This is a genomic window from Marinobacter sp. ST-43 (genome assembly GCF_030541085.1).
Taxonomy (GTDB): domain Bacteria; phylum Pseudomonadota; class Gammaproteobacteria; order Pseudomonadales; family Oleiphilaceae; genus Marinobacter; species Marinobacter nauticus.
In genome coordinates, this window is the sequence record NZ_JASSVO010000001.1 from 271,956 (window position 1) to 297,424 (window position 25,469).

Genomic DNA, 25,469 nt, shown 5'->3' on the forward strand with positions numbered 1-25,469 from the left:
CGTCAGTGATTCAGCAGGGCCTGGAAAGGCAGCGTCCAGAGGCCAAACAGGATTAACAGCAGGCCACTGAGCTTGCGGAAGCTCTGGTTGCTTTTCAGGCCTCTTATCCAGTTGGCGGCGAAGCCCGTCGCCAACATCGACGGCAGGGTTCCCAGTCCGAAGAACATCATCGTGAGAGCTGCGCTGCTGACGGTTGGTTGAAGCGCCGCCCATCCCAGTGTGCTGTAAACAAGGCCGCAGGGCAGCCATCCCCACAAGGCACCGAGAGCAAGGGCCTGGCCGCCATTGTGAACCGGCAGGAACTTGCGGGTAAGCGGCGACAGGAAGCGCCATGCCGGCGCCCCGACCCGCTCAATGTAGCGAATACCCTGCCACCATTGCCCCATGGATAACCCCATCATGATCAGCAGCAATCCCGCCAGGGTCATCAGAGCCAATCCGGCACCATGCCACTGGCTGGCGGCACTGGTGCTGAGCAGGGCAATCAGGGTTGCGATCAGGGCGTAGCTGGCAATCCTGCCAAAATTGAATGCCAGCAAGAGCAGGGTCTGCCGAAAGCGGAAGCCCCGGCCTACCGGCAATGCCATGGACAGCGAGGCGCTGATGCCGCCACACATGCCCAGACAATGGGTACTGCCGAGCAGTCCTATCAGGAAGGCACTGGGGTAGCTCAGATAGAGTTCAGGCTGCATCCGCTATCCTGTCAGCCCTTGTCGGTATCGGTATCGGTTTGCTCCGCGTCGTCTTTCTGGCCGTCAGGTTTCGACTTGTTACGGCGGGCTTCCCTGGGAATCATATCCTTGTCATCGTCGTAGAGAATGCGATGAGCGGGGCCGTCCATGTCATCGTACTGCCCGTTCTTGACGGCCCAGGAAAACAGAAGGACGCCCAGCGCCACCAGGATGAGCATAAGCGGAACCAGTATCATGACAATCTGCACGATAACCTCCTGTTCATAAGTGTATGGCCCAAAGTATCAGGCTGCTTCTGGTGCGCCAAGGGTGGCCTCCGGGGGCGGTGTGCCCTTGTTGGACCGGCTGAGTCGTAAGGCGTTCAGCACAACGATCAGTGAGCTCAGGGACATGCCGATGGCAGCAAGCCAGGGGGCCACAAGGCCGGCTGCGGCCAGGGGCAGGGCGCAGACATTGTAGCCGAACGCCCAGATCATATTCTGACGGATGATTTTCCGGGTTTGCTTGCTGGTTTCAATCGCGGCGACCAGGGAATTCAACTGGCCATTCAGCAGTACCGCGTCGGCTTTCAGTTGAGTCAGGTCTGCCGCTGTACCCATAGCCACTGAAATACCGGCTCCGGCCATGGAGGGCAGGTCATTCAGTCCGTCACCCACCATCATCACCCGGTGCCCGTCCGCTCGAAGCTGTTCCAGCACTTCCAGTTTCTGCTCCGGTGAGGCTTCACCAATGGCTCGGTCAATGCCCAGTGCATGGGCTACCTGTTGTACGTGGCCGGAGCGATCCCCACTAAGCAGCAAGGTCTCGATTCCGGATTTCCGTAACGCCTGCAAGGCCTGTGACGCGTCGTCCCGTATCTTGTCATCCAGCCGGAAGCGTGCCAGCCATTCCTTGTCTGTCGCGAGCCAGATTTCCATGCCTTGGGCGTCTTCACCTTCTGGCGCAATTGCCGACGTGTGCTCGGAGACAAAGGCTTTGTGCCCGATGTAGACCGCCCGTCCATGGTAGTGTCCGGACAAGCCACCGCCCAGGTGGTTACTCACCTGACTGACGGTGACCGAAGGCTGCTCGTGGAATACCCTGGCAATCGGGTGCTCTGAATGTTTTTCAAGCCCCGCGGCAATCCGAATGCAGGTGTCCTGATCCAGGCTACCGAACACCGCTTGCCCGGTCAGACTAAGCTCTCCCCGGGTCAGAGTCCCGGTTTTATCAAACACCACGGTATCGATGGTGTTCATGGATTCCAGGGTGTGACCGCGAGTAGGCAGGAAACCAAGCCTTCTCAGGCGCACTGTGGCAGATGTGATCGCCGTTGGCGTAGCCAGCGAGAGGGCGCAGGGACAGGTAACCACCAGTACGGAAAGCGTGATATCGAAGGCGTTGTCGGCCCCGGCCAGCCACCAGCCTACCCAGACCACTGGTGCCAGTATCAGCACACGGCCGACGAACTTGCCCGCAATGCGATCGGCCATTCGGGCCACCGGCGGCTTTTCGGACTGTACGCGATCCAGAACTCGCAAGATGCCGGACAGCCGGGTCTGGGCCCCGGCATGGGTGACGCGGATGTCGAGCGGATTTTCCCCATTTACGCTGCCGGCATGAACGGTGTCGCCCGGCTTACGGGTTTCTGGCAGGTATTCACCGGTGAGGGCGGCTTCGTTCAGGGTAGACTCCCCCGAGACGATTTCGCCATCCACAGGTAGCGTTTCCCCTGGTCGAACCCGGATCACATCACCCGGTTGTACCTGGTGAATGGCGATGATCTCTGCCTCACCGTTCAGGACCCGTGCGGCAACAGAGGGCTGGAAGCCCGCAAGGGCATTGCCGCTCAGCCCGGCGCGATAGCGGGCCTGAACTTCAATGTATCGGCCCAGCAGCAGGAAAAAGGTAAACATGCACACGGATTCAAAATACACTTCGTCGCCCCCGACCACCGTTACCCAGGCGCTTGCGCTGTAGGCAAGCCCGATGGCGATGGCCACCGGTACGTCCATGGTCAGATGACGGGAGAGCAGATCCCGGCGGGCATTGGTAAAAAATGGGCGAGCGCTGTAGAACACCACCGGCGTGGCAACCAGCAGACTGAACCAGCGGAAAAAATCCACAAAATCCGTGGAAAGATCACTGACAAGTTCAAAGTACAGGGGAAAAGCCAGCATCATGCTCTGGAAGGAACCGATCCCGGCCACCGCCAGACGAATGAGCATCGAGCGGTGCTCTGCCTTGAGCGCCTGTTCGGCTTCGTCGGCCTGATACGGGCGGGCGGTGTAGCCAAGTTCGTGGATGGCAATCAGAAGGTCGCTGAGACGTGCCTTGTCCGATGCCCAGACCAGGCGAGCCCGCTGTGTGGTGTGGTTTACGGTAAAGCTCTGCACGCCTGGCTGCTGTTTCATGTGATTCTCAAGCAGCCAGATGCAGGCGGCGCAGGTAATACCGCCGATCAGCAGCTGTGCCTCCTGGCCAGCCTTGACCGGTGCCACAAAGGCTTGTTGAACCAGGGGGTGATCCAGCTCCCGGATACGATCGAGTTCTGACCGGGTCAGTTCTCTTGGTGTAACAGCGGGTTCGGTGCGAAACTCATAGAAACCGGTCAGACCCTCCTGGTGGATGGTCTGACACACAGCCTTGCAACCCTGGCAACAAAAATGCCTTTGCTGTCCCTGCAGTTCCAGGGTAATCGGGGGTTCGCCATCCGCTGGTTCTCCGCAATGGAAGCAGTTCAGGGTGGTCACCCTTGGGCGTCGCCTTCTGCGTTAATGCGAATGGGGGTAGAGGAAGGAAGCCTTACCTCACCCTTTACCCGCCAGTCGTTATCTGGCCCCTGGAGGTCGTAGTACCAGCGACCACTGACATCCTCAAGGAGCTGGCCCCGGTACTGACCGGGAGCGACCCGGGTAAACTGGACGGTTTTATCCTGACCAGACAATGTCGGGTGATACAGGTTGAACACCAGATACGGGTAGTCGGCGGCACCATTCACGGTGCTCAGATCCAGTGTTGCAGAACGACCATTCAGGCTCAGTGAGCCTTTCATCTGGAGATCTGCCGCCTTTTCATCCCGGGCAATGGACATATTGATGCCACGCCCCTGTTTGGAATAGTCGTCGGTCACCAGCGAATTGTCCATGCTGGACGATACTGTCAGGGCGGTAATCCCCCACATGATCGACGCCAAAGGGAAAATGGTCAGGAACCAGAACCACGGCTGGCGATACCAGGGGGCAGGTGTTGCGTTATCAGTCATTACGGTCTTGTCTCGGTTTATGGCTTCAGAGCCGGTTGTCGGGCCCTCTTGTTAGCGGGGCCTTGGACCAACAAACCGGCTTTCAGTTTCAAGTTTAATCAAGGAATCCGGTTGGGACTCCGCATAGAAACGAATATCGTTATTGGTGTCCACCAGCACTTCCGGTGGCACGTCAACAACCGTGGGCAAGGAGAGATTCTCGCCGCTGCTCACCGTCACCGTGGTGTCTGTCAGAATGCGCATACCTTCAAGACCGTCCACAGTCAGGCTGAAGGTTTGTGGTACTTCTGACATGTTCTGGATCTTCACGGTATACGAGTTTTCCACCCGCCCTTCGCCGTTGAAACTGAACAGTGCACCACGGTCCCGCAGCACATCCATCTTGGCCGGAACCCGGGTGGCAATGGTGAAGATCACCGCGCTGATCATCAGTATGAGCACTGCGCCATAACCAAAGGTACGCGGCCGCAGCAGTTTGGAGGTTTTACCCTCCAGTTCATTCTCAGTGGTGTAGCGAATCAGCCCCTTGGGATAGTTCATCTTCTCCATAACTTCATCGCAGGCGTCGATACACAGGGCGCAGCCGATACACTCGTACTGGAGGCCATCACGGATATCGATCCCGGTGGGGCAAACCTGAACACACTGGCCGCAATCAATACAGTCGCCCAGACCGACTTCGGCGGGTTCGACGCCTTTCTTGCGGCTGCCACGTGGCTCGCCCCGGTTGGGATCGTAGGAGACAACGCGGGTGTTGGGATCGAACATCACGGATTGGAACCGGGCATACGGGCACATATACAGGCATACCTGTTCCCGCATCCAGCCGGCGTTCAGGTAGGTGGCGACGGTAAAGAAGGCCACCCAGAAATAGGCCCAGCCGTTGGCCTGCAAGGTGAACAGGTCAACGATCAGCTCACGAATGGGGTAGAAGTAGCCAACGAAGGTGACGCCAGTCGCCAGCGCGACGAACAGCCAGAGTGCGTGCTTGATCGATTTTTTGGTGAGCTTCTCCGCAGAGTTGGGGGCTTTGTCCAGTTTCATCCGCTTGTTGCGGCTGCCCTCAACTTTTTCCTCGATCCACATGAAGATAAAGGTCCAGACTGTCTGGGGGCAGGTATAGCCGCACCATACCCGGCCGAACAGTGTGGTGATGAAAAACAGGCCAAAGGCTGAAATGATCAGCATGCCGGATAACAGGAAGAAATCTTTGGGGAAGAAGGTAATGCCGTAAAGATGGAATTCCCGGGCAGGCAGGTCGAAGTGAATCAGGGGTTGCCCGTCCAGAGTCAGCCAAACGAACAGAAAGTACATGCCCATTAGCAGGGTTAGACTGACATTCCGGATTCGCTGAAAAAAGCCTTTGACTTCCTTGACGTAGATTTTCTGTCGACTGGCGTACAGGTCGACGGTTTCTGGCTTTTTTTTGTTATTGGAGGAATCGCCGTTCGGGTCAACCTGTTTGACCGGAATCTCGTTGCTCATGGGTACCTCCCGGTGAGTGGTAAAGCTGGGAGCGGGCCTCGGAGGGTCAGCTGATCTTCTCAAGCCTGTACCCGCGGGCGCAGATACAGGGTTGAGAAGACCGGGCCAGGGCGAGCCTGGCCGGGTCGGATTCAGTTAGACAGGCTGTAAACGTAGGCTGCCAGGATCTGAATCTGGTCGTCGGTCAGACGACCTTCTTGTGCAGGCATCTGGTTCTGGCGACCGTTCATCACGGTCTCCTTGATCCACTCATAAGTGGAGCCATAGAGCCAGACATTATCGGTCAGGTTGGGCGCACCCATGGCTTCCATACCTTTGCCTTCCGGGCCGTGACAGGCAACGCAGGCCTGTGCGAATACCTGGGCGCCAGCTTTGGCCGCCTCGGCATCTTCTTCGCGTCCACTGAAGCTCAGCACGTAGTTAACCACCTGGTCGACCTGCTCGTTGGTCATATTCGGCATAACGCCCTTTGCAGGCATGTTGCCGTTACGACCCTGAGCAATACTGTGCAGGATCTGGTCTGGTTGACCGCCCCACAGCCAGTCTTCGTCGGTCAGGTTGGGGAAGCCCACCTGGCCGCGAGCGGCGGTGCCGTGACAGACCGAACAGTTGTTGGCAAACAGGCGCTGGCCGATCTTCATGGCGTCATCGTTCTGCGCCAGTTCAGGAATGGCAGTGTCGCCGAACTGGGCATAGATTTCGCCATATTTCTCTTCGGCAGCTGCCACTTCCGCTTCCCACTGGTTGGTGGATGTCCATCCCAGCAGACCCTTGAAGTTGCCCAGGCCCGGGTACAGAGCCAGGTAGCCAAGGGCGAAGATGCAGGTTGCTACGAACAGGTAGAACCACCATTTCGGCAGAGGGTTATCGTATTCCTCAATGCCATCAAAGGAATGGCCCATTGTCCGGTCGGTTTCAGTATCGGTTGTCTGGCTCTTGCGGGTGGCCCAGAGGAGCCACCAGCAGCCGAAAACGGTACCGAGCACGATCACACTGACCCAGATGCTCCAGAAGGTACTCATTGTTTCTTCTCCGTTTTTTCCTGTTCGAGAGTACGCTTTTCGACTTCGTCGTCATCGAAGGGGAGGTGTGCTGCCTCGTCGTTGGCCTTCTTGCGGTGGGCGCTGTACGCCCACCAGACGATTCCGAAGAACGCTGCCATTACCAGCAGCGTGTGAATGCCGCGTAACTCATTAATATCCATGGGATCACCGCTTCTCTGAAATCACAGTACCCAGCTGCTGCAGGTATGCGACCAGCGCTTCGATTTCAAATTTGCCTTCGATCTCACTCGCTGCGTTGGCAATCTGCTCGTCGCTGTATGGCACGCCAAGCGTCTGCAGCGTCTTCATCCGGGACTCAATGGAACCGTGATCAACACGATTCTCGAACAGCCACGGGAAGGCAGGCATGTTGGATTCGGGTACCACGCTGCGCGGATCGTACAGATGCTGGCGCTGCCAGGCATCCGAGTAACGACCGCCTACACGAGCCAGATCCGGCCCGGTACGCTTGGAACCCCACAGGAACGGACGGTCATAAACGAACTCGCCCGCAACGGAGTAGTGGCCATAACGCTCAGTCTCAGCCCGGAACGGACGGATCTGCTGGGTATGGCACACGTGGCAGCCTTCACGGATGTAAATGTCCCGGCCTTCCAGTTCCAGGGCTGACAGAGGCTCCAGGCCTTCGACCGGCTCGTTAACCTCTTTGTGGAAGAACAGGGGCACCACTTCCGCCAGGAAACCGCCACTGATGGTCAGCACGATCAGCACGATCATCAGACCAAGGTTCTTTTCGACTATTTCGTGTCTCATCTGGTCTCTCTCCCTTACGCCGCCTGAACCGCAGCATTATCTTCTGCAACGGCGTCTTTCTGGCGTACGGTCATGTACACGTTGTAGGCCATGATCAGCATGCCGGTCAGGAAGATCGCGCCACCGATGAAGCGTACAAAGTAGCCCGGGTAGGAAGCTTCAAGCGCTTCCACGAAGCTGTAGGTCAGGGTGCCGTCTTCGTTTACTGCACGCCACATCAGACCTTGCATGATGCCATTCACCCACATGGCGGCGATGTAAAGCACGGTGCCTACGGTAGCCAGCCAGAAGTGAGTGTTGATCAGGGCAGTGCTGTACATGGCCTGGATGCCCCACAGTTTCGGGATCAGGTGGTAAACCGCACCGATACTGATCATAGCAACCCAGCCCAGGGCGCCGGAGTGCACGTGGCCGATGGTCCAGTCAGTGTTGTGGGACAGAGCGTTGACGGTCTTGATAGACATCATCGGGCCTTCGAAGGTAGACATACCGTAGAAGGACAGAGAAACCACCAGGAAACGCAGGATAGGGTCAGTGCGCAGTTTGTGCCAGGCACCGGACAGGGTCATCATGCCGTTGATCATACCGCCCCAGGACGGCGCCAGCAGAATCAGGGACATGACCATGCCTGCGGTCTGTGCCCAGTCAGGCAGAGCGGAGTAATGCAGGTGGTGACCACCGGCCCATACGTAGGTGGCGATCAGTGCCCAGAAGTGCACGATAGACAGGCGATAGGAGTAAACCGGACGGTTGGCCTGCTTGGGAACGAAGTAGTACATCATGCCCAGGAAGCCAGCAGTCAGGAAGAAGCCCACCGCGTTGTGACCGTACCACCACTGCATCATCGCATCGGTAACACCCGCATAGGCGGAGTACGACTTGAAGGCGGTGGCCGGCAGCGCCATGTTGTTACCGATATGCAGTACAGCAACGGTAATGATGAACGCGCCGTAGAACCAGTTGGCAACGTAGATGTGCGGAGTGCTACGCTTCATCACGGTTCCGAAGAACACCAGGGCGTAGCTGACCCAGACAACCGCAATCGCGATGTCAATCGGCCATTCCAGCTCGGCGTATTCCTTGGACGTTGTCAGGCCCATCGGAAGGGTGATGGCAGCAGCCACGATGATCGCTTGCCAGCCCCAGAAGGTGAACGCCGCCAACCCGTCAGACATCAGGCGAGCCTGGCAGGTTCGCTGAACGACGTAGTAGGACGTTGCAAAAAGGGCACTTCCGCCAAAGCCGAAGATTACGGCGTTGGTATGCAGCGGCCGCAAGCGACCGAAGTGAGTAAAGGGCAGGTCGAGGTTGAGGGATGGCCAAACCAGCTGTGCTGCAATCAGCACACCCAGAGCCATACCTACAATACCCCATACCACTGTCATGATGGCGAATTGTCTCACCACCTTATAGTTGTATGTCAGGTTTGCATTTACTGTGCTCATAGCCTTACCAATGGGTTCAGGATGGGGAATTATGCGGGGGCAAGTATGGAGAAACGATTATTCCTTTGCAATGATCAAGATCAAGTTATGACATCCGTCAAATCCGCCGGAATCAGTAGGCTGGCCAGTAAGTTGCAAGTCTATCCAATATGTTTTTATTGACGCTTTAATGGCTTGCCAGATCCATTCTGTCATCGGGTTTGATCCGCAACAGGAGCGAGAGAGAGAAAATTGGTGAAAAGAATTAAGACCAAAGGCTACGGAAAAGATGCCAAAGCCGTAATGATACTGGCCCACGGTGCTGGCGCGCCCATGGATTCATTGTTCATGGAGTTGTTGGCGGAGGCTCTCGCAGGGCAGGGCATCGAAAGTGTGCGGTTCGAGTTTCCCTATATGGTGAAGCGTCGCGAGGATGGCAGAAAGCGACCGCCCGATCGGCAGCCGGCTTTGCTGGCGGCATTTGAAGATCAGGTGTCCCTGGCCAGAGAGGAGCTCGGAAGTCAGGTACCGCTGCTGGTGGGGGGAAAATCAATGGGAGGGCGGATGGCCACGCTTCTGGCTGCCGGGAAGTGCAGGGATGTTGATGGCGTTGCCTGTTACGGCTATCCGTTTCACCCGCCGGGGAAGCTGGATCGTTGGCGGATTGAACATCTGGGTGAGGTTGCGGTTCCTCTACTGGTGGTGCAGGGTACCCGTGACCCATTCGGCAAACCGGATGAGTTGAAGGCGCAGGGGCAGATCCCGGGCCTTACCCGGCTGTGCTGGCTGGACGGCGGAAATCACGATTTTCAGCCTCTGGCGCGGCAGCCAGAACAACAGGCTGACCTGATTGCGCAGGCTGCTCTTCTGACGCGTCAGTTTGCCGAAGATGCCGTACTGTGATCAGGCGTTGAAACACGATTGGCGAGTACGATCTGATCCCGCCCTGCGCCTTTGGCCTGATAGAGTGCTTCATCGGCTTTCCGGAAGAGGTCGGACGGCTCCTGTCCCGTAGACAGTTCAGCGATCCCTGCGCTGAGTGTCAGATGGAAAGTCTCATTGCCCGGAGCGATAAGCGGGGTTTTCCGCATGGCTTTGAGTATGCCGAGACAGAGCGTGCGTGCACCGTCCAGGTCCGTGCCCGGGAGCAGCAGGGCAAATTCCTCACCGCCAAACCGGATGGCCACATCCCTGGGGCGTTTGACGTGCTCATCCAGAACGCCCGCGATCTGTTTCAGGCACTGATCCCCAAAGTCATGGCCCCAGGTATCATTAATTCGCTTGAAGTGATCGGCATCAATCAGGGCCAGAGTTAATGGGTTCCCGGTCCGACGGGCCTCCCTGCAGAGTTCAGGCAGAAGATTATCCATGTGGCGCCGGTTGTACAGGCCAGTGAGCGCATCGTTAAGGCTTAAAGACGCCAGTTTCCGGTTCGCCTGTTCCAGTTCCCGCATGGTGTTGCGGAGCTGGGCGGTGCGTTCATGGACCTTCAGTTCCAGTTCGGTCCGGGCCTGGTGTTCCACATCCAGCAGTTTCTGGTTAAGCAGGCGCCAGCGCTGCACCAGGGCGTAATTCAGCAGGACCACCTGGCCTCCGAGAACTGCCTGCATCATCACTTCCCGGGCCTGATAATCGCCAAGATACCCGAACGCAGCCATGGCATAGATCAGTGCCCCGACAACCATTACCATCCAGGCCGCCAGATACCAGAATGCGGGCCTGTAGCCCTGGCGCCAGCGAACGTAGGCAATAACCTGTAGCGCCACAATGACTGTCAAGGCCAGGGCGGTATTGATCAGGATGGACTTGGTGTAAGGGATAAGGAGTGTCAGTGTTACTGCACCAACGGAAACTGTGGCTAGCGATTTCAGCGCCTTGACAGAAAGCGTGCCGGGGCCGACTTCCAGGAAAGACCAGCCGAACAGGGTCATCGCCAGCGCGCAAACGGCCAGGGTTAGCGGAATGGAGAGGTTCGCCAGTTCTGAGCTCTCCGGCCAGAAGTATTGGTTGGCAAATCCACCCATGGCGAACAGGAACATCCCGATCGAGATTATATAAAAGGCGTTGTAGAAGTAATAGCGGGTGCCCGCACTGATGAACAGTAGCAAGTTGAACGCCGCCAGTATCAGCAGGGCGCCGTAAAACAGGCCGTGTATGAGGGTGAGATGGTTGCTTTCCGCAATTACCTCGCCCGGTGTCATCAGGCCCAAGGGCACGTTCAGCGCGCCACTGCTATGCACCCGGATGAGGATGGAGTGGTTTTCGCCAGCATCCAGTGTGACGGGGAGCAGGAAATAACGGTAATCTATGCCCCTTGTGGCAAACGGGAACAGATCGCCGGTCGCCAGCGGAGGTCGGGCGTCTTCAGGGCTGTAACCGCTTTGGTAGCGGCTTTTTTGCCAGAACGTCACCTCGTCCAGCAGCGGGTAATGAAGCTTCAGGTACCAGAGACCGGATTCAGCGCTGCTGTTGCGGACATTAAGTTGGATCCAGTACACGGAATCGGTGTGGCTGAATACCAGGTCATGGCCCCGGGCTGGTCTCCACGCCAACTCGGCCGGCAGATCCTCAGGTGCTGTTGCAGCATGGGCCGGTTCACCCGGGCGGGCTGAGTAAAAACAGATGTGGTGGTTGATTGCACTTCGGGCGTCCGGGCTGGCGGCATCAAGAGCGGGACACGGTTCCATAGCCGCAAGCTGGCCGCTGAACAGCAGGCCAGCCGTGGTCAGAAAACAGGCCGTAAGCAGGTTCCAGAGTCGGAGCATCTTCCACCAGGCGGTACGTTGGGAGGCAGAAAGTGTAGCCAGCGTGAACAAGTGCTGCCGTTAAACACGTTCAAGTTTTATCGCTGTCAGTGCGTCAGAATCCTGACAGTGGTCACCAACAAGGTTATGGAATGCAACAGATAATGCTGATGTGTCGCCCGGGGTTTGAAACCGAGGCGGGTCAGGAGTTGATGGATTCGGCGGCCGCTTGTGGTCTGTTCGGTTACTTTCAGCCGATCAGGAACGCAGGGCTGGTGCGGTTTACCCTTGGCGGGCCCGAATCTGCCTTTGAATTGATGCAGAGAATACCGCTGGACGAGCTGGTCTTTGTGCGGGACTGGTTTCTGGTGCTTGGCGATTGCCCGCTGCCGGCCAGGGACCGGGTTGGAGCCGTTATCGAGTTCCTCCGGGGCGCCGATTGGCAGGGCAGCCTGGCATCACGACTGGAAACCCGGCTTACGGAAACCAATGAAGATCGCGATCTGGGCAACTTTGCCCGAAAATGGGTGGCACCCCTGTCCCGCGGACTCAGGGAGGCGGACATGCTGACGCAGGACTCGGCCAGTGCCAAAGGTGACCGTCTGGAGTTGCTGTTGCTGGATTTCGAAACGGCTGTTGTCGGGTTAAGCCTGGCCGATAATCGATCCCCTTTTCCGCAGGGCATACCCCGTTTGCGTTTGCCTGCCTCAGCGCCCAGCCGGTCTGCGCTCAAACTCGAAGAGGCGTGGAAAGTCTTTATTCCTGAAGATCGTTATCTGGACTACCTGGGTGGCGGCCAGAAAGCGGTAGATCTGGGCGCCGCTCCCGGAGGATGGACCTGGCAACTGGTACAGCAGGGCATGATGGTGACGGCGGTCGATAATGGCCCCATGAATCCAGAGTTGATGGCCACAGGGCATGTTGAGCATGTCCGGGCTGATGGCTACGCCTGGCGCCCGAAGCGGGCCGTGGACTGGATGGTCTGCGATATTGTCGACAAGCCCCGCAAAACCGCGCGTCTGGCGCTGGACTGGGTCGGAGGCAAACTGTGTCGCTACACCGTGTTCAATCTCAAGCTACCCATGAAGAAACGTTATGAGGAGTGGCTGATCTGCCGGGACATACTGCTGCAGCGGCTGGCAGAGGCCGAGCTCAATTGCCGGCTCCGGGCCCGGCACCTCTACCACGACAGGGAAGAAATAACCTGCTTCATCGAGCGCCTGGACTGATCACCGGGCTCACGGCATATCGCTGTGCTGGAGCACGGTAATGGCTTCATCCCGGTCCATCATGGGGGTGAGTTCCGCCATTAATTCCCGGCGTTCAGGAGAGCGGTACCAGCGATCCCAGTCTGCCTCTGAGCGCCAGTTTGCCAGTGTCATGCGATGGTTGGGGTCGCGGCAGTCGACCAGGGTCTCACCGGAGATAAAGCCCGGGGCACTGACGGCCTGCTGTAACACTTTTCTGGCCCGGTCTTCGTAGGCCGACTCCAGAGTTTCGGCAATATGGCGTTCAATAAGTACCCGAATCATGACAATCTCCCTTTATTTTCGCTGCTATAAACAATAATTTAGCACTGGATTCAGAAAAATCACGCTACTTGCAGGAGGTCACGCGTGTCCGATCATGATTATCACGCAGAACTGGATGCACGGGGACTGTTCTGTCCCGAGCCGGTCATGATGCTGCACAATCGCATCCACGATGTTGAGATTGGGCAGGTGCTGCGGGTGGTGGCCACCGATCCTTCAACCACTCGGGATATCCCGAGGTTCTGCCAGTTCCTCGGGCACGAACTTCTCAGCCAGCAGGAAGCGGGCGGCGAATTCCTGTTCCTGATCCGCCGCTGTCAGGACGCCTGACTCAGAGTTTCTGACCAACGTTGGCCACGTGCTCCAGAAACTGATCCCGATCCATCTCGCCCAGTACGCGGGCGTTGCTGAGCTCTGACCCGCTCGCCTGATAGAACAGTATTGCCGGGGGGCCAAACAGGCCGAGTTCATCCAGCAGGGCCTGCTGGGCGGGCGTGTTGTCCGTCATGTCGATCTGCAGCAGGGTGTAGGGTGACAGTGCCTGGATGACCTGGGGATCGCTGAACACATTGCGTTCCATGACTTTGCAGGAAATACACCAGTCCGCATAGAAGTCCAGCATGACGGGCTGCCCCCGGTCACTGGCATTGGCCAGCAATGTGCGGATCTGGTTCGGATCCTCAACGCGCTGGAAGCTGGCATGTGATAGCTCGCCCGCCACTGGTCCCGGCGCCGCGGAGGCGACAAAGGGCGCCAGCGGCTTGAGCGGGTCGTTGGCGCCGCTGACGGCACCGGCCAGCAAGGCCAGGCCATAGGCAAACATAACCAGCCCAAGCCCCTTGCGGGTGCGCTGCCAGCCAGCCTTGGCGGCATCGAATGCCCCCAGCTGTACGCCGGTAATGGCGATCAGCAGCCCCCACATGGTCAGGCTGAGCCAGACCGGTACCAGGCGTTCAACCAGCCAGATGGCCACCGCCAGCAGCATGACACCGTAGAAGTGCTTCACCGTGGTCATCCAGTGCCCTGAGCTTGGCAGCAGTTTCCGGCCGCCAACGGCAACCAGAATCAGGGGAACTCCCATGCCCAGGCCCAGTGCCAGCAGCGCCACACCGCCGATCACGGCATCCTGAGTGGTGGAAATGTACAGCAAGCTGCCGGCCAGTGGCGCAGACACGCAGGGCGAGACAATCAGTGCTGAAAGGGCGCCAATGCCGAAGATGCTGGCGACACGGCTACCAGTCAGGCGATGGCTGGCATCGTTGAGGGGTTCCCGAATAAAACGCGGTAACTGGATTTCGAACAGGTCGAACATTGACAGCGCAAAGACCACGAACAGGCCAGCGAAAACACTCAGCACCCAGGGCGACTGTAGCTGCGCCTGGAGATTAAAGCTGGCGCCCAGCAGGCCGGTAATGACACCCGCCGCGGCGTAGGTCAATGCCATGCCCAGCACATAACTGCCCGACAGCAATAATGCATGGCTGGTGGTTCTTGTATTACGCCCGGAGACCATGGAGGAGATGATAGGCACCATGGGCAGAACGCAGGGTGTAAAGGTCAACCCCAGACCGAGCAAAAAGAATACGCCGGCGATCATCCAGATCGACTGGCTGGACAGAAAGCCGGCGAGGCCGGTCGCGGTGGAGGTATCTGCGGGCGCCGCATTTCCGGTATCGGAGGTCACGCTGTTGGCAGCGGTCTCGGCGGTGTCGCCACCAGGGTAATAGAGGATGTCCCGGGTCTGCGGGGGATAACAAAGCCCGGCCTCTGCACAGCCCTGGTACGTCACCTGAAGCTCCGCTTCCCGGACACCGTCGGGCAGGGTGATGGGTACCCTGGCCTGGACCGGATCAAAAAAAACGGTGATCTCACCAAAGAATTCGTCTTCAGTCAGCGTGCCCGGCAAAGAAAAGCCAGGTTCGCCAACCTGTACACCATCAGTTACGGCATTGATCTGTATGCGGCTTTTATAGAGGTAATGGCCGGGGGTGATATTCCAGGCCAGCACCACAGCCCCGTTATCAGTGGTGTAATCAAAGGGCAGTGCTTCATCTACCGGCAGAAATTCGCTTTTACCAAACAGGCTGCCATTGCCGGACCCCAGAGCCTTGGCTCCGGGAGACGCCAGCGACAGACCCACTGCCAACACAAGCAGGAGATGGTAGGACAGATTTCGCGTAGAAGCACTGAAGGCCTGGACTGCTGACATGGATACGGTCATTTCCTGATTCTGGTATGCATGAAGTCGGTTCGAAGCCAGTGGACACCTTGGCGTGGCGAAAGTTCCCACTGGTATTGGCCGCGTTAAAGTCGCACAATAGCCAACCGATGAATCACAATCCAGACGATCTTATCATGCTGTTCAATGACCTGTTCCGGGAATCATACCGGACGATTCTGGTCAGGGGCAGCGACGAACCGGAATATCTGCCTGTGAGCGAGCCCGAGGGTCTTGCCAGGGTAGTCTTTGCCCATGGTTTTTTTGCCAGTGCCCTGCACGAGATTGCCCACTGGTGCATTGCCGGTGAGCACCGGCGCACAATGTACGATTACGGATACTGGTACTGTCCGGATGGGCGAACACCTGAACAGCAGCAAGCGTTTGAGCAGGTGGAGGTGAAACCTCAGGCCATGGAGTGTCTGTTTTCCCTGGCGGCCGGCTTCGGCTTTCACATCAGTGTCGACAACCTCGCCGGCGGAGGCGCTGCCGATGGAGATGCATTCCGCCTGAATGTGCTCAACCAGGCGAGCGAGTATCTTGCCTGTGGATTACCCCGCCGTGCACAGCAGTTCTACGATTCGCTCCTGCAGTTCTACAGCACTGGCGCCCGGATAGATGAAACCTGGGCTCAAGTGAAGACCCGTCTGTTAACTGCAGAGCAGGAATACGATCAATCAAGGATACCTGAACCCCTATGACATCAGAACCAAAGCATACCGGCGATTTACGCTTCAGCGACCTCAACCTGGACAAGCGACTGCTGGATGCTATTTCCAAAATTGGCTTCGAGTACTGCACGCCCATTCAGGCAGAAACGCTGCCCTGGACCCTGGCCTGTGAAGACCTCATTGGCCAGGCTCAGACGGGCACCGGCAAGACTGCAGCCTTTCTGATTACCGCGATTCAGTCTTTGCTGGAGACTCCGATCGACGAGAAAGAGCGTTTTGCCTCCGAGCCCCGTGTTCTGGCGCTGGCGCCCACCCGCGAACTGGCGATGCAGATTGCCAAGGACGCCGAACAGCTGTGTCAGTACACCGGCCACAATGTCGTTACTGTGGTTGGCGGGATGAACTACGACAAGCAGCGGGAACAGTTGCAGAACGAGATTGTCGACATCCTGGTAGCCACCCCGGGCCGATTGATTGATTTCCTGGGGTCACAGGATGTTTTCCTGGATCAGCTCGATATCCTGATTCTGGACGAGGCGGACCGGATGCTCGATATGGGCTTTATCCCGGACGTCAAACGCATCATCCGCAAGTGTACCCCCAAGGATGAGCGCCAGACCCTGCTGTTCAGTGCCACCTTTAATCAGGATGTCCTGAACCTGGCCTCGATGTGGACCCGCAATGCCGAGTTTGTCGAAATCGAGCCGGAACAGAAGACCGCCGAACGAGTCGAACAGACCGTTTTCCTGGTGTCCGATAACGAAAAACTGCCGGTACTGGTGAATTACCTGAAGCGGCCGGAGGTGGAGAAAGCGATTGTTTTTGCCAACCGTCGTGACCAGTGCCGTGATCTTGAAGAGGATCTAAAAAACCAGGGTGTGAAAGTGGCTCTGATGTCTGGCGAAATTGCCCAGAACAAGCGGCTGAAGACGCTGGACCAGTTCAAGAAAGGGCAGATACAGGTACTGGTTGCTACCGATGTGGCTGGCCGTGGCATCCACGTAAACGGCGTGACCCATGTCTTCAACTACAATCTGCCAGACAACGCCGAAGACTATGTTCACCGCATTGGGCGTACTGGCCGTGCCGGGAAAACCGGAGTATCGGTGAGTTTCGCTGGTGAAGAGGATGCGTTTGCGCTGCCGGAGATTGAAAAATACATCAGCCAGAAGCTGAAAACGGCGGTGCCCGATGAGAATTTGACAGCCGCCATGGACAACCCGCCCATTACCCGCAAACGGGGCGGCCGTCGGCCACAGGGCAACAGTGGTCGCGGACCCAGACCACGTCGTCATTGATAGTCACTGGTGAGACTACTGTTATGCTGATTGTTGCGGACGAAAACATCCCCTTACTGGATTCTTTTTTTGGCGACATCGGAGAGATTCGCCGGGTGAATGGCCGGACGCTCACTCCGGATCAGGTAAAGGATGCCGACATCCTGCTGGTACGTTCGGTAACCCGGGTAGACCGGCAGTTGCTGGAGGGCACGCGGGTGCGGTTCGTTGGCACGGCCACGATTGGAACGGACCATATCGATCAGGCCTGGCTGCAGGAGCAAGGCATTGGTTTCGCCGCTGCACCAGGCTGCAATGCTGTCAGTGTGGCTGAGTATGTGCTCTCGGTGCTGTCGTTGTACGCAGAAAAGCGCGGCATTGAAGACTGGTCGTCCCTGACGGTAGGAATTGTCGGGGTGGGCAATGTCGGTGGTGAGTTGGCCCGAATGCTGGAGCGGCTCGATTTTACGGTAAAGCTCTGTGATCCGCCCAGGCAGGAAGCTGAAGAAGATCACGCTGAGGAGTTTGTGCCATTGGCCGAGGCTCTGGATTGTGACGTTGTGACCTTGCACACGCCGTTGACGCGAACCGGCGCCCACCCCACCAACCGGATGATCGGGGGCAGCGAGCTGGCGCTGCTTGGGCAGGATCAGTTGCTGATCAACGCCGGCCGGGGCGAGGTGATAGACGGTGAGGCATTGCTTGCCCGGCTTCAGCAGGCGGACTCGCCCACGGTGGTGCTGGATGTCTGGGAGCATGAGCCCAGAATCAACCCGGATCTGCTAGACCGGGTGTGGCTGGCGACGCCTCATATTGCCGGCTACAGCCTGGAAGGCAAGATGCAGGGCACGGAGATGATCTACCAGGCCCTGTGCCGTTACCTGGGGCTGCCTGTGCGCAAGAAAGCCGGACAGTTTCTGCCGGAGCCGGCCCTCAGTAAAGTGTCCTTTACCAGCAGTGCTGATGAGGATGAGGCCGTTCAGGTTGCTTTGCGCGCCTGTTACGATCCCCGCCGGGACGATGCCCGCCTGCGGCTGACCATGCGCGGTAATCCTGAAGAGCGGGCGCAGGCCTTTGACAGGCTACGCAGGGACTACCCGGTGCGCAGGGAATGCTCGAGTCTGAAAGTGCAGTTGAAGGGTAGCAGCAAGTCGATTCAGGACAGCTTCAGGGCCATCGGGTTCAAACTGAAGATCTGACACCCTGGATGTCCGAACTCGTCAAAAGAGAAGGGCGCCTGAGTGGCGCCCTTTTCCGTGTGATTACAGTTTGGCGTTCTGCAGCGCCGCAATCCGGTCTTCCAGCGGCGGGTGGGTCATGAACATCGCTGCCAGGCCTTCGCGGGCTCCCCGGTTGATGCCGAATGCCTGCAGGGTGTCCGGCATCTGATCCGGAACCTCACTTTCCTTTTTCAGGTGTGCCAGGGCGCTGATCATGGCGCCTCGCCCTGCCAGTTGGGCACCGGCAATGTCGGCACGGTATTCCCGCCGACGGGAGAACCAGAACACGATGGTGCTGGCCAGGATGCCGAGCACAATTTCCGCCACAATGCTGACCACGAAAAAGCCGATTCCATGGCCGTTCTCATTCTTGAAGATGACCCGGTCCACGAACGAGCCGATCACCCGCGAGGCGAAGATAACAAAGGTGTTCACCACGCCCTGGATCAGCGTCAGAGTCACCATGTCGCCATTGGCCACATGGCCAATCTCATGGCCCAGTACTGCGCGGATTTCGTCCTTGTCAAAGCGGCTCAATAACCCCTCACTGACCGCCACCAGAGAATCGTTTTTATTCCATCCAGTGGCAAAGGCATTGGATTGCTGAGCAGGGAAGATGGCCACTTCGGGCATGCCGATACCGGCTTTCTTTGCCAGCTCCGCGACGGTTTCAACCAGCCAGCGCTCCGCCGGCGTGCGAGGTGAGTCGATCACCCGGGCTTTGGTGCTCCACTTCGCCATGGGCTTGGATAGGAACAGCGAGATAAACGCACCAGCGAAGCCGAACACCGCCGCAAACGCCAGTAGCGAGCCGTAGTCGATGCCTTGTTGTGCCAGATAACTATCGACCCCCAGCAGTCGCAGGGTGAAACTGGCAACCAGAATAACGGCCAGGTTGGTGGCCAGAAACAACAGAATACGCATGGTTTTTTCCTGTATCAGCTTACCGGGAAACGTGTTGCCTTTCTGACCGATATATGTGGTTCCGGTTCAGCGGTTCAAGAACCTTAACGCCATTTAATGAACGGGTTGCAGGCCTGAATCGTTAAAGAAGGTTGATTGCACCGCCAGACTGATGCGGCTGGAACTGCCGCTTTTCAGGGCGGAGCGCAGCAGATGAATATAGGTGGACAAGTCCTTCTGAACGGAAGGCGGCAATTCGGGTTCGTTTGAAGCCGCCGACAGTTCCCTCAGAAGCGCCTGCGGGGCCGGGGCACTGAGCCGCACAAACGCCTCTCGGGTCAGCACTGCCTGGTCGAGAGCTTCCTGGCGGATAGTGTCCACGTAACGGAGCAGGCCTTCTTCGGAAAGCCAGAGCAGGGCACCGAAACAGGCCATGTGGCGCTTGCTGTGCAGGCCGAATTCGTCGGGTTCGTCTGGCCCGGCGATATCCTCCACGAACAGGTTTACCCGCCGGGGAAATGCCATGTAGAGCTGAACCAGGGCGATTGCAACGTCCTTGTAGAATTCCTCGACATGAATGTCTGCCATGTTGACTCCGAATTACTGGCGATAGTGTTCAAGGAAGTTGCCCAGACGGCCCATGGCATCGGCCAGGGTGTCCGCTCTGGGCAGGAAAACAACCCGGAGATGCTGCTTGTCATCAATGTTGAAGGCCGAGCCCTGAACCAGAAGTATTTTCTCCTGGAGCAGCAGATCCAGAACCAGCTTCTCGTCATTCACCACCGGGAAGTGCTTGGGATCGAGCCTCGGGAACAGGTAAAGCGCCCCTTTGGGCTTGACGCAGCTGACGCCGGGAATGTCGTTGAGCATGCGCCAGGCGGTCTCACGCTGCTCGTACAGACGACCTCCCGGTGCCACCAGATCGTTGATGGACTGATAGCCGCCCAGAGAGGTCTGGATTGCCAGCTGGGCCGGCACATTGGCGCACAGGCGCATGTTCGAAAGCATGTCGATCCCTTCGATCAGGTCCCGGGCCTTGTGCTTGGCTCCGCTGATGATCATCCAGCCGGAACGATAACCGGCCGCCCGGTAGTTTTTGGACAGGCCGTTGTAGGTGAAAAACAGCACGTCGTCTGCCATCGAGGCGATGGATGTGTGCTGGGTGCCGTCGTACAGGATCTTGTCGTAGATCTCGTCGGACAGGATGATGAGATTGTGTTCCCGGGCCAGCTCCAGTACTTGCTGGAGTAATTCCTCAGAATACACGGCACCGGTCGGGTTATTCGGGTTGATCAGCACAATAGCCCGGGTCCGGCGGGTGATCTTTTTGCGGATATCGTCGATGTCCGGGAACCAGTCCTGTTGTTCGTCGCAGCGGTAATGCACCGGTTTGCCGCTGGAGAGGGTGACGGCGGCGGTCCAGAGCGGGTAGTCCGGGGCCGGAATCAGTACCTCGTCGCCGGTATTCAGCAATGCCTGCATGGACATCACAATCAGCTCGCTGACGCCATTGCCCAGATAAATGTCATCAATATCGACTTTGGCAATGCCCCGCTGCTGGCAGTAGTGCATCACGGCCTTTCGGGCCGAAAACAGGCCTTTGGATTCCACGTAGCCCTGAGCCTGGTGCATGTTGTAAATGACGTCTTGCTGGATTTCTTCCGGAACGTCGAGCTCGAAGGCTGCCGGGTTGCCGATGTTCAGCTTCAGAACCCGGTGCCCTTCTTCTTCGAGCCTGCGGGCTTCACGCAGAACCACGCCACGAATTTCATAACAGACATTGTCGAGTTTGGCGGATTTGAAATAGTTCTGCATGGGAGCCTGGGTCCTTCGCTAAGGTTCTGAACGAAAGCCTTATTCTAGCGGAGGGACGCCTCGGGGTAACAGGGGCAATTGTGTGGAATTGTGGCCAAATCAGGATAGTTTACGGAACGTCTTTGAAGTGATGTGTCAGCAGGCTGACCCGAAGTGACAATTTAGAATCTTGTTGGGGGAAATTATATTGTGCACAATATGACTCAGCCGTTCATACAAAATCGGCCGTGGCCGGCCAATACAGGAGAGAGATTTCATGGCGAGCGAAACCATCTACAGTTTCAGTGCCAAAGATATTAAAGGGCAGGAAGTATCAATGGACGACTATCGGGGCAAGGTTCTGCTCATTGTGAATACGGCCTCAAAATGCGGTTTTACGCCCCAATTTGAGGGCCTTCAGTCACTCCATGACGAATTGGGGGAACGCGGGTTTGAGGTGCTGGGCTTCCCCTGTAATCAGTTCATGAATCAGGACCCCGGTAACGACGATGCCATCAGCCAGTTCTGCTCCCTGAACTACGGTGTCAGTTTCCCCATGTTCGCCAAGATTGAAGTGAACGGCGACGGCACGCATCCGCTGTTCAGGTTCCTGAAACGTGAGGCCAAGGGCCTGATGGGCTCTGAGAAGGTCAAATGGAATTTCACCAAGTTTCTGGTCAATCGGGACGGCCAGGTTGTGCGGCGCTATGCGCCAACGGCGAAACCGGCCGACATCCGTGCCGATATCGAGAAATTACTCTGACCATGAAGGACAACGATCAGATACTGGCGCTTGATAACCAGATCTGTTTTGCCCTCTACGCAGCCAACCGGGCGGTGACCGCCCGGTACCGGCCGTTACTGGAGGAGCTGGGGCTGACCTATCCCCAGTATCTGGTCATGCTGGTGATGTGGGAAGCAGACCGTGAGGGGCTTCGGCCACGGGTCGGCGACCTGGGGGCCAGATTAAGACTGGACTCGGGAACGTTGACGCCGCTACTTAAACGCCTGGAGCAGCGGGAACTGTTGCAACGGGCTCGGCTCGCCGAGGATGAACGGGTGGTTCGGTTGAGGCTGACCGATGCCGGACGGGCAATGCGGGCCAAGGCGGCGAACGTGCCCGGCCGCCTGATGTGTGGTCTGGATATTGAGCCGGAGCGATTGCTATCGCTGCGCCAGGAGCTCAGGAGTCTGCTGGAGGTTCTGGAGACAGCGGAGCCCAGCGAGCGATAACCGCCCTGAGTTCGTCACGATTATAGGGCTTGGTGATGTAGTCATTCATGCCCGAGGCCAGGCAGTCCTCGCGGTCGCCTTGCATCACATTGGCGGTTACCGCGATAACCGGCAGCGTTTGCCATTGGGGATTCTGGCGGATAGCGCGGGTTGCTTCGTAACCGTCCATAACCGGCATCTGGCAGTCCATCAGTACCAGGTCGTAAGCTTTGTTCTGAAGTGCTTCCAGTGCCCGGCGCCCGTTCTCCGCGTGATCTACCCGGTGCCCCAGTTTCTTCAGCAGGCTGCTGGCCACCAACTGGTTGACCTGGTTGTCTTCCACCAGAAGGATGTTGAGAGCCGGTACCGGTTGCCGGCTTGTGCCAAGCGATCGATCCGGGTGCGTTGATTGTTCGCCTGAATCCAACCCGCCGGCAGCGCACAGGCATCGGAACAGGTCGTCTCTTCGCAGTGGGAGTGCCACAACGCAGTGTCTCGGGTGGTCGCTGGTGGCGGTGCCGGACTGGTCGGCCAGGATCACGCCTTCTCCGCGCCAGTCATTGGCAAAGGCAAGATTTTCCCGGGGCGAATTTGCTGCATCAATCAGCAGGATGCCCTCCGGATGCCGGCTCGCGCTGCGCACCGGTATGTTCCAGGAGCGCAACTGGGACTCAATGGCCAGTCTGTGAGGGTTGCTTTGGGGCAGAGCCATGGCAATGCCTATGTCGCCCAGGCGTTGCAGAACGTCTTCTGCGATCTCCCATTCATCGCCCTGGTGTACCGGAAGCGGCAGGGTCACGGTAAAGTGGGTTCCGGCGCCTTCTTTCGAATCTACCAGTATCTGGCCATGCATTCGTTCGACCAGTTGTCGGCAGAGTGTCAGCCCGAGCCCGGTTCCGCCATAAAGACGGGTGGTGTCGGTATCGGCCTGGGAAAACGGTGAGAAGATCCGGTGCAGGCCTTCCCTCGACATGCCGATTCCGGTGTCGATCACTTCCAGCCGCAGGCTGCCCCCGGACCAACTGGTGCGAATTTTTACTGCACCTTCATCGGTAAACTTGATGGCGTTGCTGAGCAGGTTGTTCAGAATCTGACGGGTACGGGTGGGGTCGCCCAGAAAATGTTCCGGCAGATCCGGCGCGGTCTCGTTAACCAGGTTGATGCCTTTGCGCCGGGCTTGCTGTGCGTGCAGGGTGGCGCATTCTTCAATCAGTTTCCTCATGCTGAACGGAATGCTCTCCAGGGAGAGCTTGCCAGCCTCCACCTTGGAGATGTCGAGAATGTCGTTGAGCAGGCCGAGCAGGCTCTCGCCGGCATTCAGTGCAATTTCCAGACGATTGCGTTGACCTGCGTCTTTCTCGCTTTCCAGTGCCAGACCCAGCATGCCCAGAACACCGTTGAGCGGTGTACGAATTTCATGGCTCATGCTTGCCAGGAAGTTGGCCCGGGCACGAGCCCGGCGAACAGCGTCTTCCTTGGCGCGGACCAGAGCCCGGTTACCGCGCAGCAAAGCTTCATTCTTTTCAGATATCTCCCGGGTGCGGTCCTCCACTTCCCGTTCCAGCTGGCTGGAATAGTTTTTCATGGCGCTTTCGGCGGATCGCAGCTTGGCCACGCTCACTTCCATGTTTTCCAGGTGCTGGTTGATGATGCCCACCATGGTGCCGATTTCATCACCTTTGTGGTTTTCCGGAATAGGAAGCCGGACTTTCTCCGGAGAACTTGCACGCACCTGACTGAGGGCGTTGATGACGTTCATCATGGGCCGGGTCAACACAAAATAGAAAATGGCGAGCAGTACACCGGAGAGCGCAAGGCTTTTCAGCAGCCCGATAATCAGGGTATTGGTCGCCCGGGTGAGAAACTGTATGCCGTAATGATAGGTGTCGATGGTTACAACAAGCTGGCCCAGAGGCAGATCCGCCAATTGCGGCACCTGCAGTTCCTCATTGAACACGCGGCTGGCGCCAAACAGCAGATCGCTGATCCAGCGATAGCGGGAAACCGGGCTGCTCTGGCTGGCTGCAGCCATGGTCTGGCCATCGCTGTCAATAATTCGGGCGTCTATGGTGGCGGGGTGTTGCAAGAGGCCGTCGAGCAGCTCCTCCGCGAGCCGGACATCAATGTTATAGGCAATCTGGGAGGCCGGGCTCTGGCTGATTTCAATCAGGGCGCGAACTTCGCGGTCCATCGATTCCCGGGCGGTGAAGTAGTCCAGGGTGATCTGGATCAGGTTCAGTACAAGGCCCAGCACCATGGCGACCAGGACCGTGTCCCGGGTGAGGCGATAGGAGAGCCGTTGCCTGATTCTGTTAAACACGATGTTGCGTCATCCTTGAGATATGGGCGTTTACGAAGCCGCGTTCAGTCGTCGTAATCCGCTTTTTTCTTCCAGGTGTCGTCGTCCTGCAGAAAGTTGTCCCATTCCTTGTCCAGCTTGGAATGGTTTTCCTCATTCATCTTGCCTTCTGTGCTCATTTCCTCAAGTTCCTTGATGCGGGTACGGAAGCTCTTCACCGCTTTCATGGCAAGAGGGTTGTCCCGGGATTTGCCCATCTCAGTACTGGCAAGGTGATAAGCGTGAATGGCCTTGCGGATCTGGTTCTGGCGAATGAAATCCCGGGCCTGGAATACGTGCAGGTCGGCGTGGGTTTTGTGCACCAGAAACAGAACATACTTCAGATTCTTCTTGGCGGTGGCAGAGTCTATCCGGCCGGCTTTATGCATAGCCTCAATCAGCTTGAACAAGGCCTGGAGCAGTTCTTTGATGTAGGTGGACTTTTCCGGAGAGTCGACTTTTACGGGTGGGCGCTGGTCGTTCTTTTCCAGAATCTGCTTTTTGGTTTGCGCAATGTTCTCCAGCCACTGTTTTACCGGCTGATCACTCTTCAGCGCGGTCAGTTCCTGGCAGGCGTCTTCCATGCGCTTGAGCAGCAGTAGTTTAAGGTCTGGCGTGAGGTATTGGCCGGGAATATCGGTAAGCAGGCGGTAGGCCTTGTTGTAGGCATCTTCCTGAGCCGTCATTTTGCGAACGCGTTCGATCCTCGCTTTTTCCCGCATCTGGCTGAAAACGATAATAACCAGGGAAACGGTGACGATCGCGGCGAGCAGCAGCACAATGGTAGTGGTATCCATGGTGTGGGGTTAGGCTCCGGATTGAATGAACGTCTGGCCCGAGGGCTTGTTTTATTGGTTTTGATATTATTCGGTAACGCCCTGAAAGCCTAGCAGAAATA

25 protein-coding genes are annotated in these 25,469 nt (G+C 57.5%); 8 read left to right on the forward strand and 17 right to left on the reverse strand.

Translation table 11 applies throughout. The features are described from left to right. Window positions 1–2: 2 nt before the first annotated feature. The 9 genes from QPL98_RS01270 to ccoN form a co-directional block, all read right to left on the reverse strand. Window positions 3–692: a sulfite exporter TauE/SafE family protein gene (locus QPL98_RS01270; protein WP_011785272.1), complete on the reverse strand. Its 690-nt coding sequence runs from the start codon at window positions 690–692 to the stop codon at window positions 3–5. Window positions 693–703: 11 nt separating this feature from the next. Beyond that, window positions 704–940 (reverse strand): cbb3-type cytochrome oxidase assembly protein CcoS, encoded by a 237-nt coding sequence (ccoS, locus tag QPL98_RS01275; protein WP_153741409.1) that lies wholly within the window; start codon window positions 938–940, stop codon window positions 704–706. Between the two features lie 36 nt (window positions 941–976). After that, window positions 977–3,424: a heavy metal translocating P-type ATPase gene (locus QPL98_RS01280; protein ID WP_153741408.1), complete on the reverse strand. Its 2,448-nt coding sequence runs from the start codon at window positions 3,422–3,424 to the stop codon at window positions 977–979. Beyond that, complete coding sequence (locus QPL98_RS01285) at window positions 3,421–3,936, reverse strand: FixH family protein (RefSeq protein ID WP_153741407.1); 516 nt, start codon at window positions 3,934–3,936, stop codon at window positions 3,421–3,423. The genes QPL98_RS01280 and QPL98_RS01285 overlap by 4 nt, the downstream gene beginning before the upstream one ends. 51 nt (window positions 3,937–3,987) lie before the next feature. Next, a complete protein-coding gene (gene ccoG / locus QPL98_RS01290) occupies window positions 3,988–5,421 on the reverse strand; it encodes a cytochrome c oxidase accessory protein CcoG (protein ID WP_153741406.1) in 1,434 nt (477 codons plus the stop codon). Between the two features lie 131 nt (window positions 5,422–5,552). Beyond that, window positions 5,553–6,443: a cytochrome-c oxidase, cbb3-type subunit III gene (gene ccoP / locus QPL98_RS01295; RefSeq protein ID WP_153741405.1), complete on the reverse strand. Its 891-nt coding sequence runs from the start codon at window positions 6,441–6,443 to the stop codon at window positions 5,553–5,555. After that, the gene (locus QPL98_RS01300; RefSeq protein ID WP_011785266.1) at window positions 6,440–6,625 is read right to left on the reverse strand and encodes a CcoQ/FixQ family Cbb3-type cytochrome c oxidase assembly chaperone; all 186 of its coding nucleotides are present in this window, start codon (window positions 6,623–6,625) and stop codon (window positions 6,440–6,442) included. Before QPL98_RS01300 ends, ccoP begins: the two co-directional genes overlap by 4 nt. 4 nt (window positions 6,626–6,629) lie before the next feature. Beyond that, entirely contained in the window at window positions 6,630–7,238 is a 609-nt protein-coding gene (gene ccoO, locus QPL98_RS01305) for a cytochrome-c oxidase, cbb3-type subunit II (RefSeq protein WP_153741404.1), read from the reverse strand. Window positions 7,239–7,252: 14 nt separating this feature from the next. Then, the gene (gene ccoN, locus QPL98_RS01310; RefSeq protein WP_023009983.1) at window positions 7,253–8,683 is read right to left on the reverse strand and encodes a cytochrome-c oxidase, cbb3-type subunit I; all 1,431 of its coding nucleotides are present in this window, start codon (window positions 8,681–8,683) and stop codon (window positions 7,253–7,255) included. Between the two features lie 234 nt (window positions 8,684–8,917). Between ccoN and QPL98_RS01315 the strand changes: the two genes are divergently transcribed. After that, entirely contained in the window at window positions 8,918–9,565 is a 648-nt protein-coding gene (locus tag QPL98_RS01315) for an alpha/beta family hydrolase (RefSeq protein WP_227548964.1), read from the forward strand. On the opposite strand, the gene QPL98_RS01320 is transcribed toward QPL98_RS01315, so the two are convergent. Further along, the gene (locus QPL98_RS01320; RefSeq protein ID WP_303292479.1) at window positions 9,538–11,427 is read right to left on the reverse strand and encodes a diguanylate cyclase; all 1,890 of its coding nucleotides are present in this window, start codon (window positions 11,425–11,427) and stop codon (window positions 9,538–9,540) included. The genes QPL98_RS01315 and QPL98_RS01320 overlap by 28 nt on opposite strands. Before the next feature lie 131 nt (window positions 11,428–11,558). Here QPL98_RS01320 and rlmM point away from each other — a divergent pair, with 131 nt between their 5' ends. Beyond that, complete coding sequence (rlmM, locus tag QPL98_RS01325) at window positions 11,559–12,635, forward strand: 23S rRNA (cytidine(2498)-2'-O)-methyltransferase RlmM (RefSeq protein ID WP_303292480.1); 1,077 nt, start codon at window positions 11,559–11,561, stop codon at window positions 12,633–12,635. 9 nt (window positions 12,636–12,644) lie between these two features. Here rlmM and QPL98_RS01330 read toward each other — a convergent pair whose 3' ends face one another. Next, complete coding sequence (locus QPL98_RS01330; protein WP_011785260.1) at window positions 12,645–12,938, reverse strand: antibiotic biosynthesis monooxygenase; 294 nt, start codon at window positions 12,936–12,938, stop codon at window positions 12,645–12,647. An 84-nt stretch (window positions 12,939–13,022) separates the two neighbouring features. Here QPL98_RS01330 and tusA point away from each other — a divergent pair, with 84 nt between their 5' ends. Beyond that, window positions 13,023–13,268, forward strand: a complete 246-nt coding sequence (tusA, locus tag QPL98_RS01335) for a sulfurtransferase TusA (RefSeq protein WP_014421203.1) — start codon at window positions 13,023–13,025, stop codon at window positions 13,266–13,268. 1 nt (window position 13,269) lies between these two features. Here the strand turns inward: tusA and dsbD are convergent, their stop codons facing one another. Further along, a complete protein-coding gene (gene dsbD / locus QPL98_RS01340) occupies window positions 13,270–15,147 on the reverse strand; it encodes a protein-disulfide reductase DsbD (RefSeq protein WP_303292481.1) in 1,878 nt (625 codons plus the stop codon). Window positions 15,148–15,293: 146 nt separating this feature from the next. Here dsbD and QPL98_RS01345 point away from each other — a divergent pair, with 146 nt between their 5' ends. From QPL98_RS01345 to pdxB, 3 genes are read left to right on the forward strand one after another with little or no spacing between them, the layout of a single operon-like run. Beyond that, complete coding sequence (locus QPL98_RS01345) at window positions 15,294–15,857, forward strand: elongation factor P hydroxylase (RefSeq protein ID WP_303292482.1); 564 nt, start codon at window positions 15,294–15,296, stop codon at window positions 15,855–15,857. Then, window positions 15,854–17,125: a DEAD/DEAH box helicase gene (locus tag QPL98_RS01350; protein ID WP_224848779.1), complete on the forward strand. Its 1,272-nt coding sequence runs from the start codon at window positions 15,854–15,856 to the stop codon at window positions 17,123–17,125. Before QPL98_RS01345 ends, QPL98_RS01350 begins: the two co-directional genes overlap by 4 nt. A 23-nt stretch (window positions 17,126–17,148) precedes the next feature. Beyond that, a complete protein-coding gene (gene pdxB / locus QPL98_RS01355) occupies window positions 17,149–18,303 on the forward strand; it encodes a 4-phosphoerythronate dehydrogenase PdxB (RefSeq protein ID WP_303292483.1) in 1,155 nt (384 codons plus the stop codon). Between the two features lie 63 nt (window positions 18,304–18,366). On the opposite strand, the gene htpX is transcribed toward pdxB, so the two are convergent. From htpX to QPL98_RS01370, 3 genes are all read right to left on the reverse strand, one after another. After that, window positions 18,367–19,248 (reverse strand): protease HtpX, encoded by an 882-nt coding sequence (gene htpX, locus QPL98_RS01360; RefSeq protein ID WP_014421209.1) that lies wholly within the window; start codon window positions 19,246–19,248, stop codon window positions 18,367–18,369. A 93-nt stretch (window positions 19,249–19,341) separates the two neighbouring features. After that, window positions 19,342–19,815 (reverse strand): hypothetical protein, encoded by a 474-nt coding sequence (locus QPL98_RS01365; RefSeq protein ID WP_286714316.1) that lies wholly within the window; start codon window positions 19,813–19,815, stop codon window positions 19,342–19,344. A 12-nt stretch (window positions 19,816–19,827) separates the two neighbouring features. Further along, entirely contained in the window at window positions 19,828–21,042 is a 1,215-nt protein-coding gene (locus tag QPL98_RS01370) for a pyridoxal phosphate-dependent aminotransferase (RefSeq protein WP_303292484.1), read from the reverse strand. Window positions 21,043–21,298: 256 nt separating this feature from the next. Here QPL98_RS01370 and QPL98_RS01375 point away from each other — a divergent pair, with 256 nt between their 5' ends. After that, a complete protein-coding gene (locus QPL98_RS01375; protein ID WP_272998688.1) occupies window positions 21,299–21,784 on the forward strand; it encodes a glutathione peroxidase in 486 nt (161 codons plus the stop codon). 2 nt (window positions 21,785–21,786) lie between these two features. Next, window positions 21,787–22,254 carry a MarR family winged helix-turn-helix transcriptional regulator gene (locus QPL98_RS01380; protein WP_199453973.1) on the forward strand — a complete coding sequence of 156 codons (468 nt, stop codon included), beginning with the start codon at window positions 21,787–21,789 and terminating at the stop codon, window positions 22,252–22,254. Here the strand turns inward: QPL98_RS01380 and QPL98_RS01385 are convergent. Beyond that, the gene (locus QPL98_RS01385) at window positions 22,205–24,553 is read right to left on the reverse strand and encodes an ATP-binding protein (protein ID WP_303292485.1); all 2,349 of its coding nucleotides are present in this window, start codon (window positions 24,551–24,553) and stop codon (window positions 22,205–22,207) included. The genes QPL98_RS01380 and QPL98_RS01385 overlap by 50 nt on opposite strands. A gap of 44 nt (window positions 24,554–24,597) precedes the next feature. Next, window positions 24,598–25,368, reverse strand: a complete 771-nt coding sequence (locus QPL98_RS01390; RefSeq protein WP_303292486.1) for a hypothetical protein — start codon at window positions 25,366–25,368, stop codon at window positions 24,598–24,600. Window positions 25,369–25,469 lie beyond the last annotated feature (101 nt).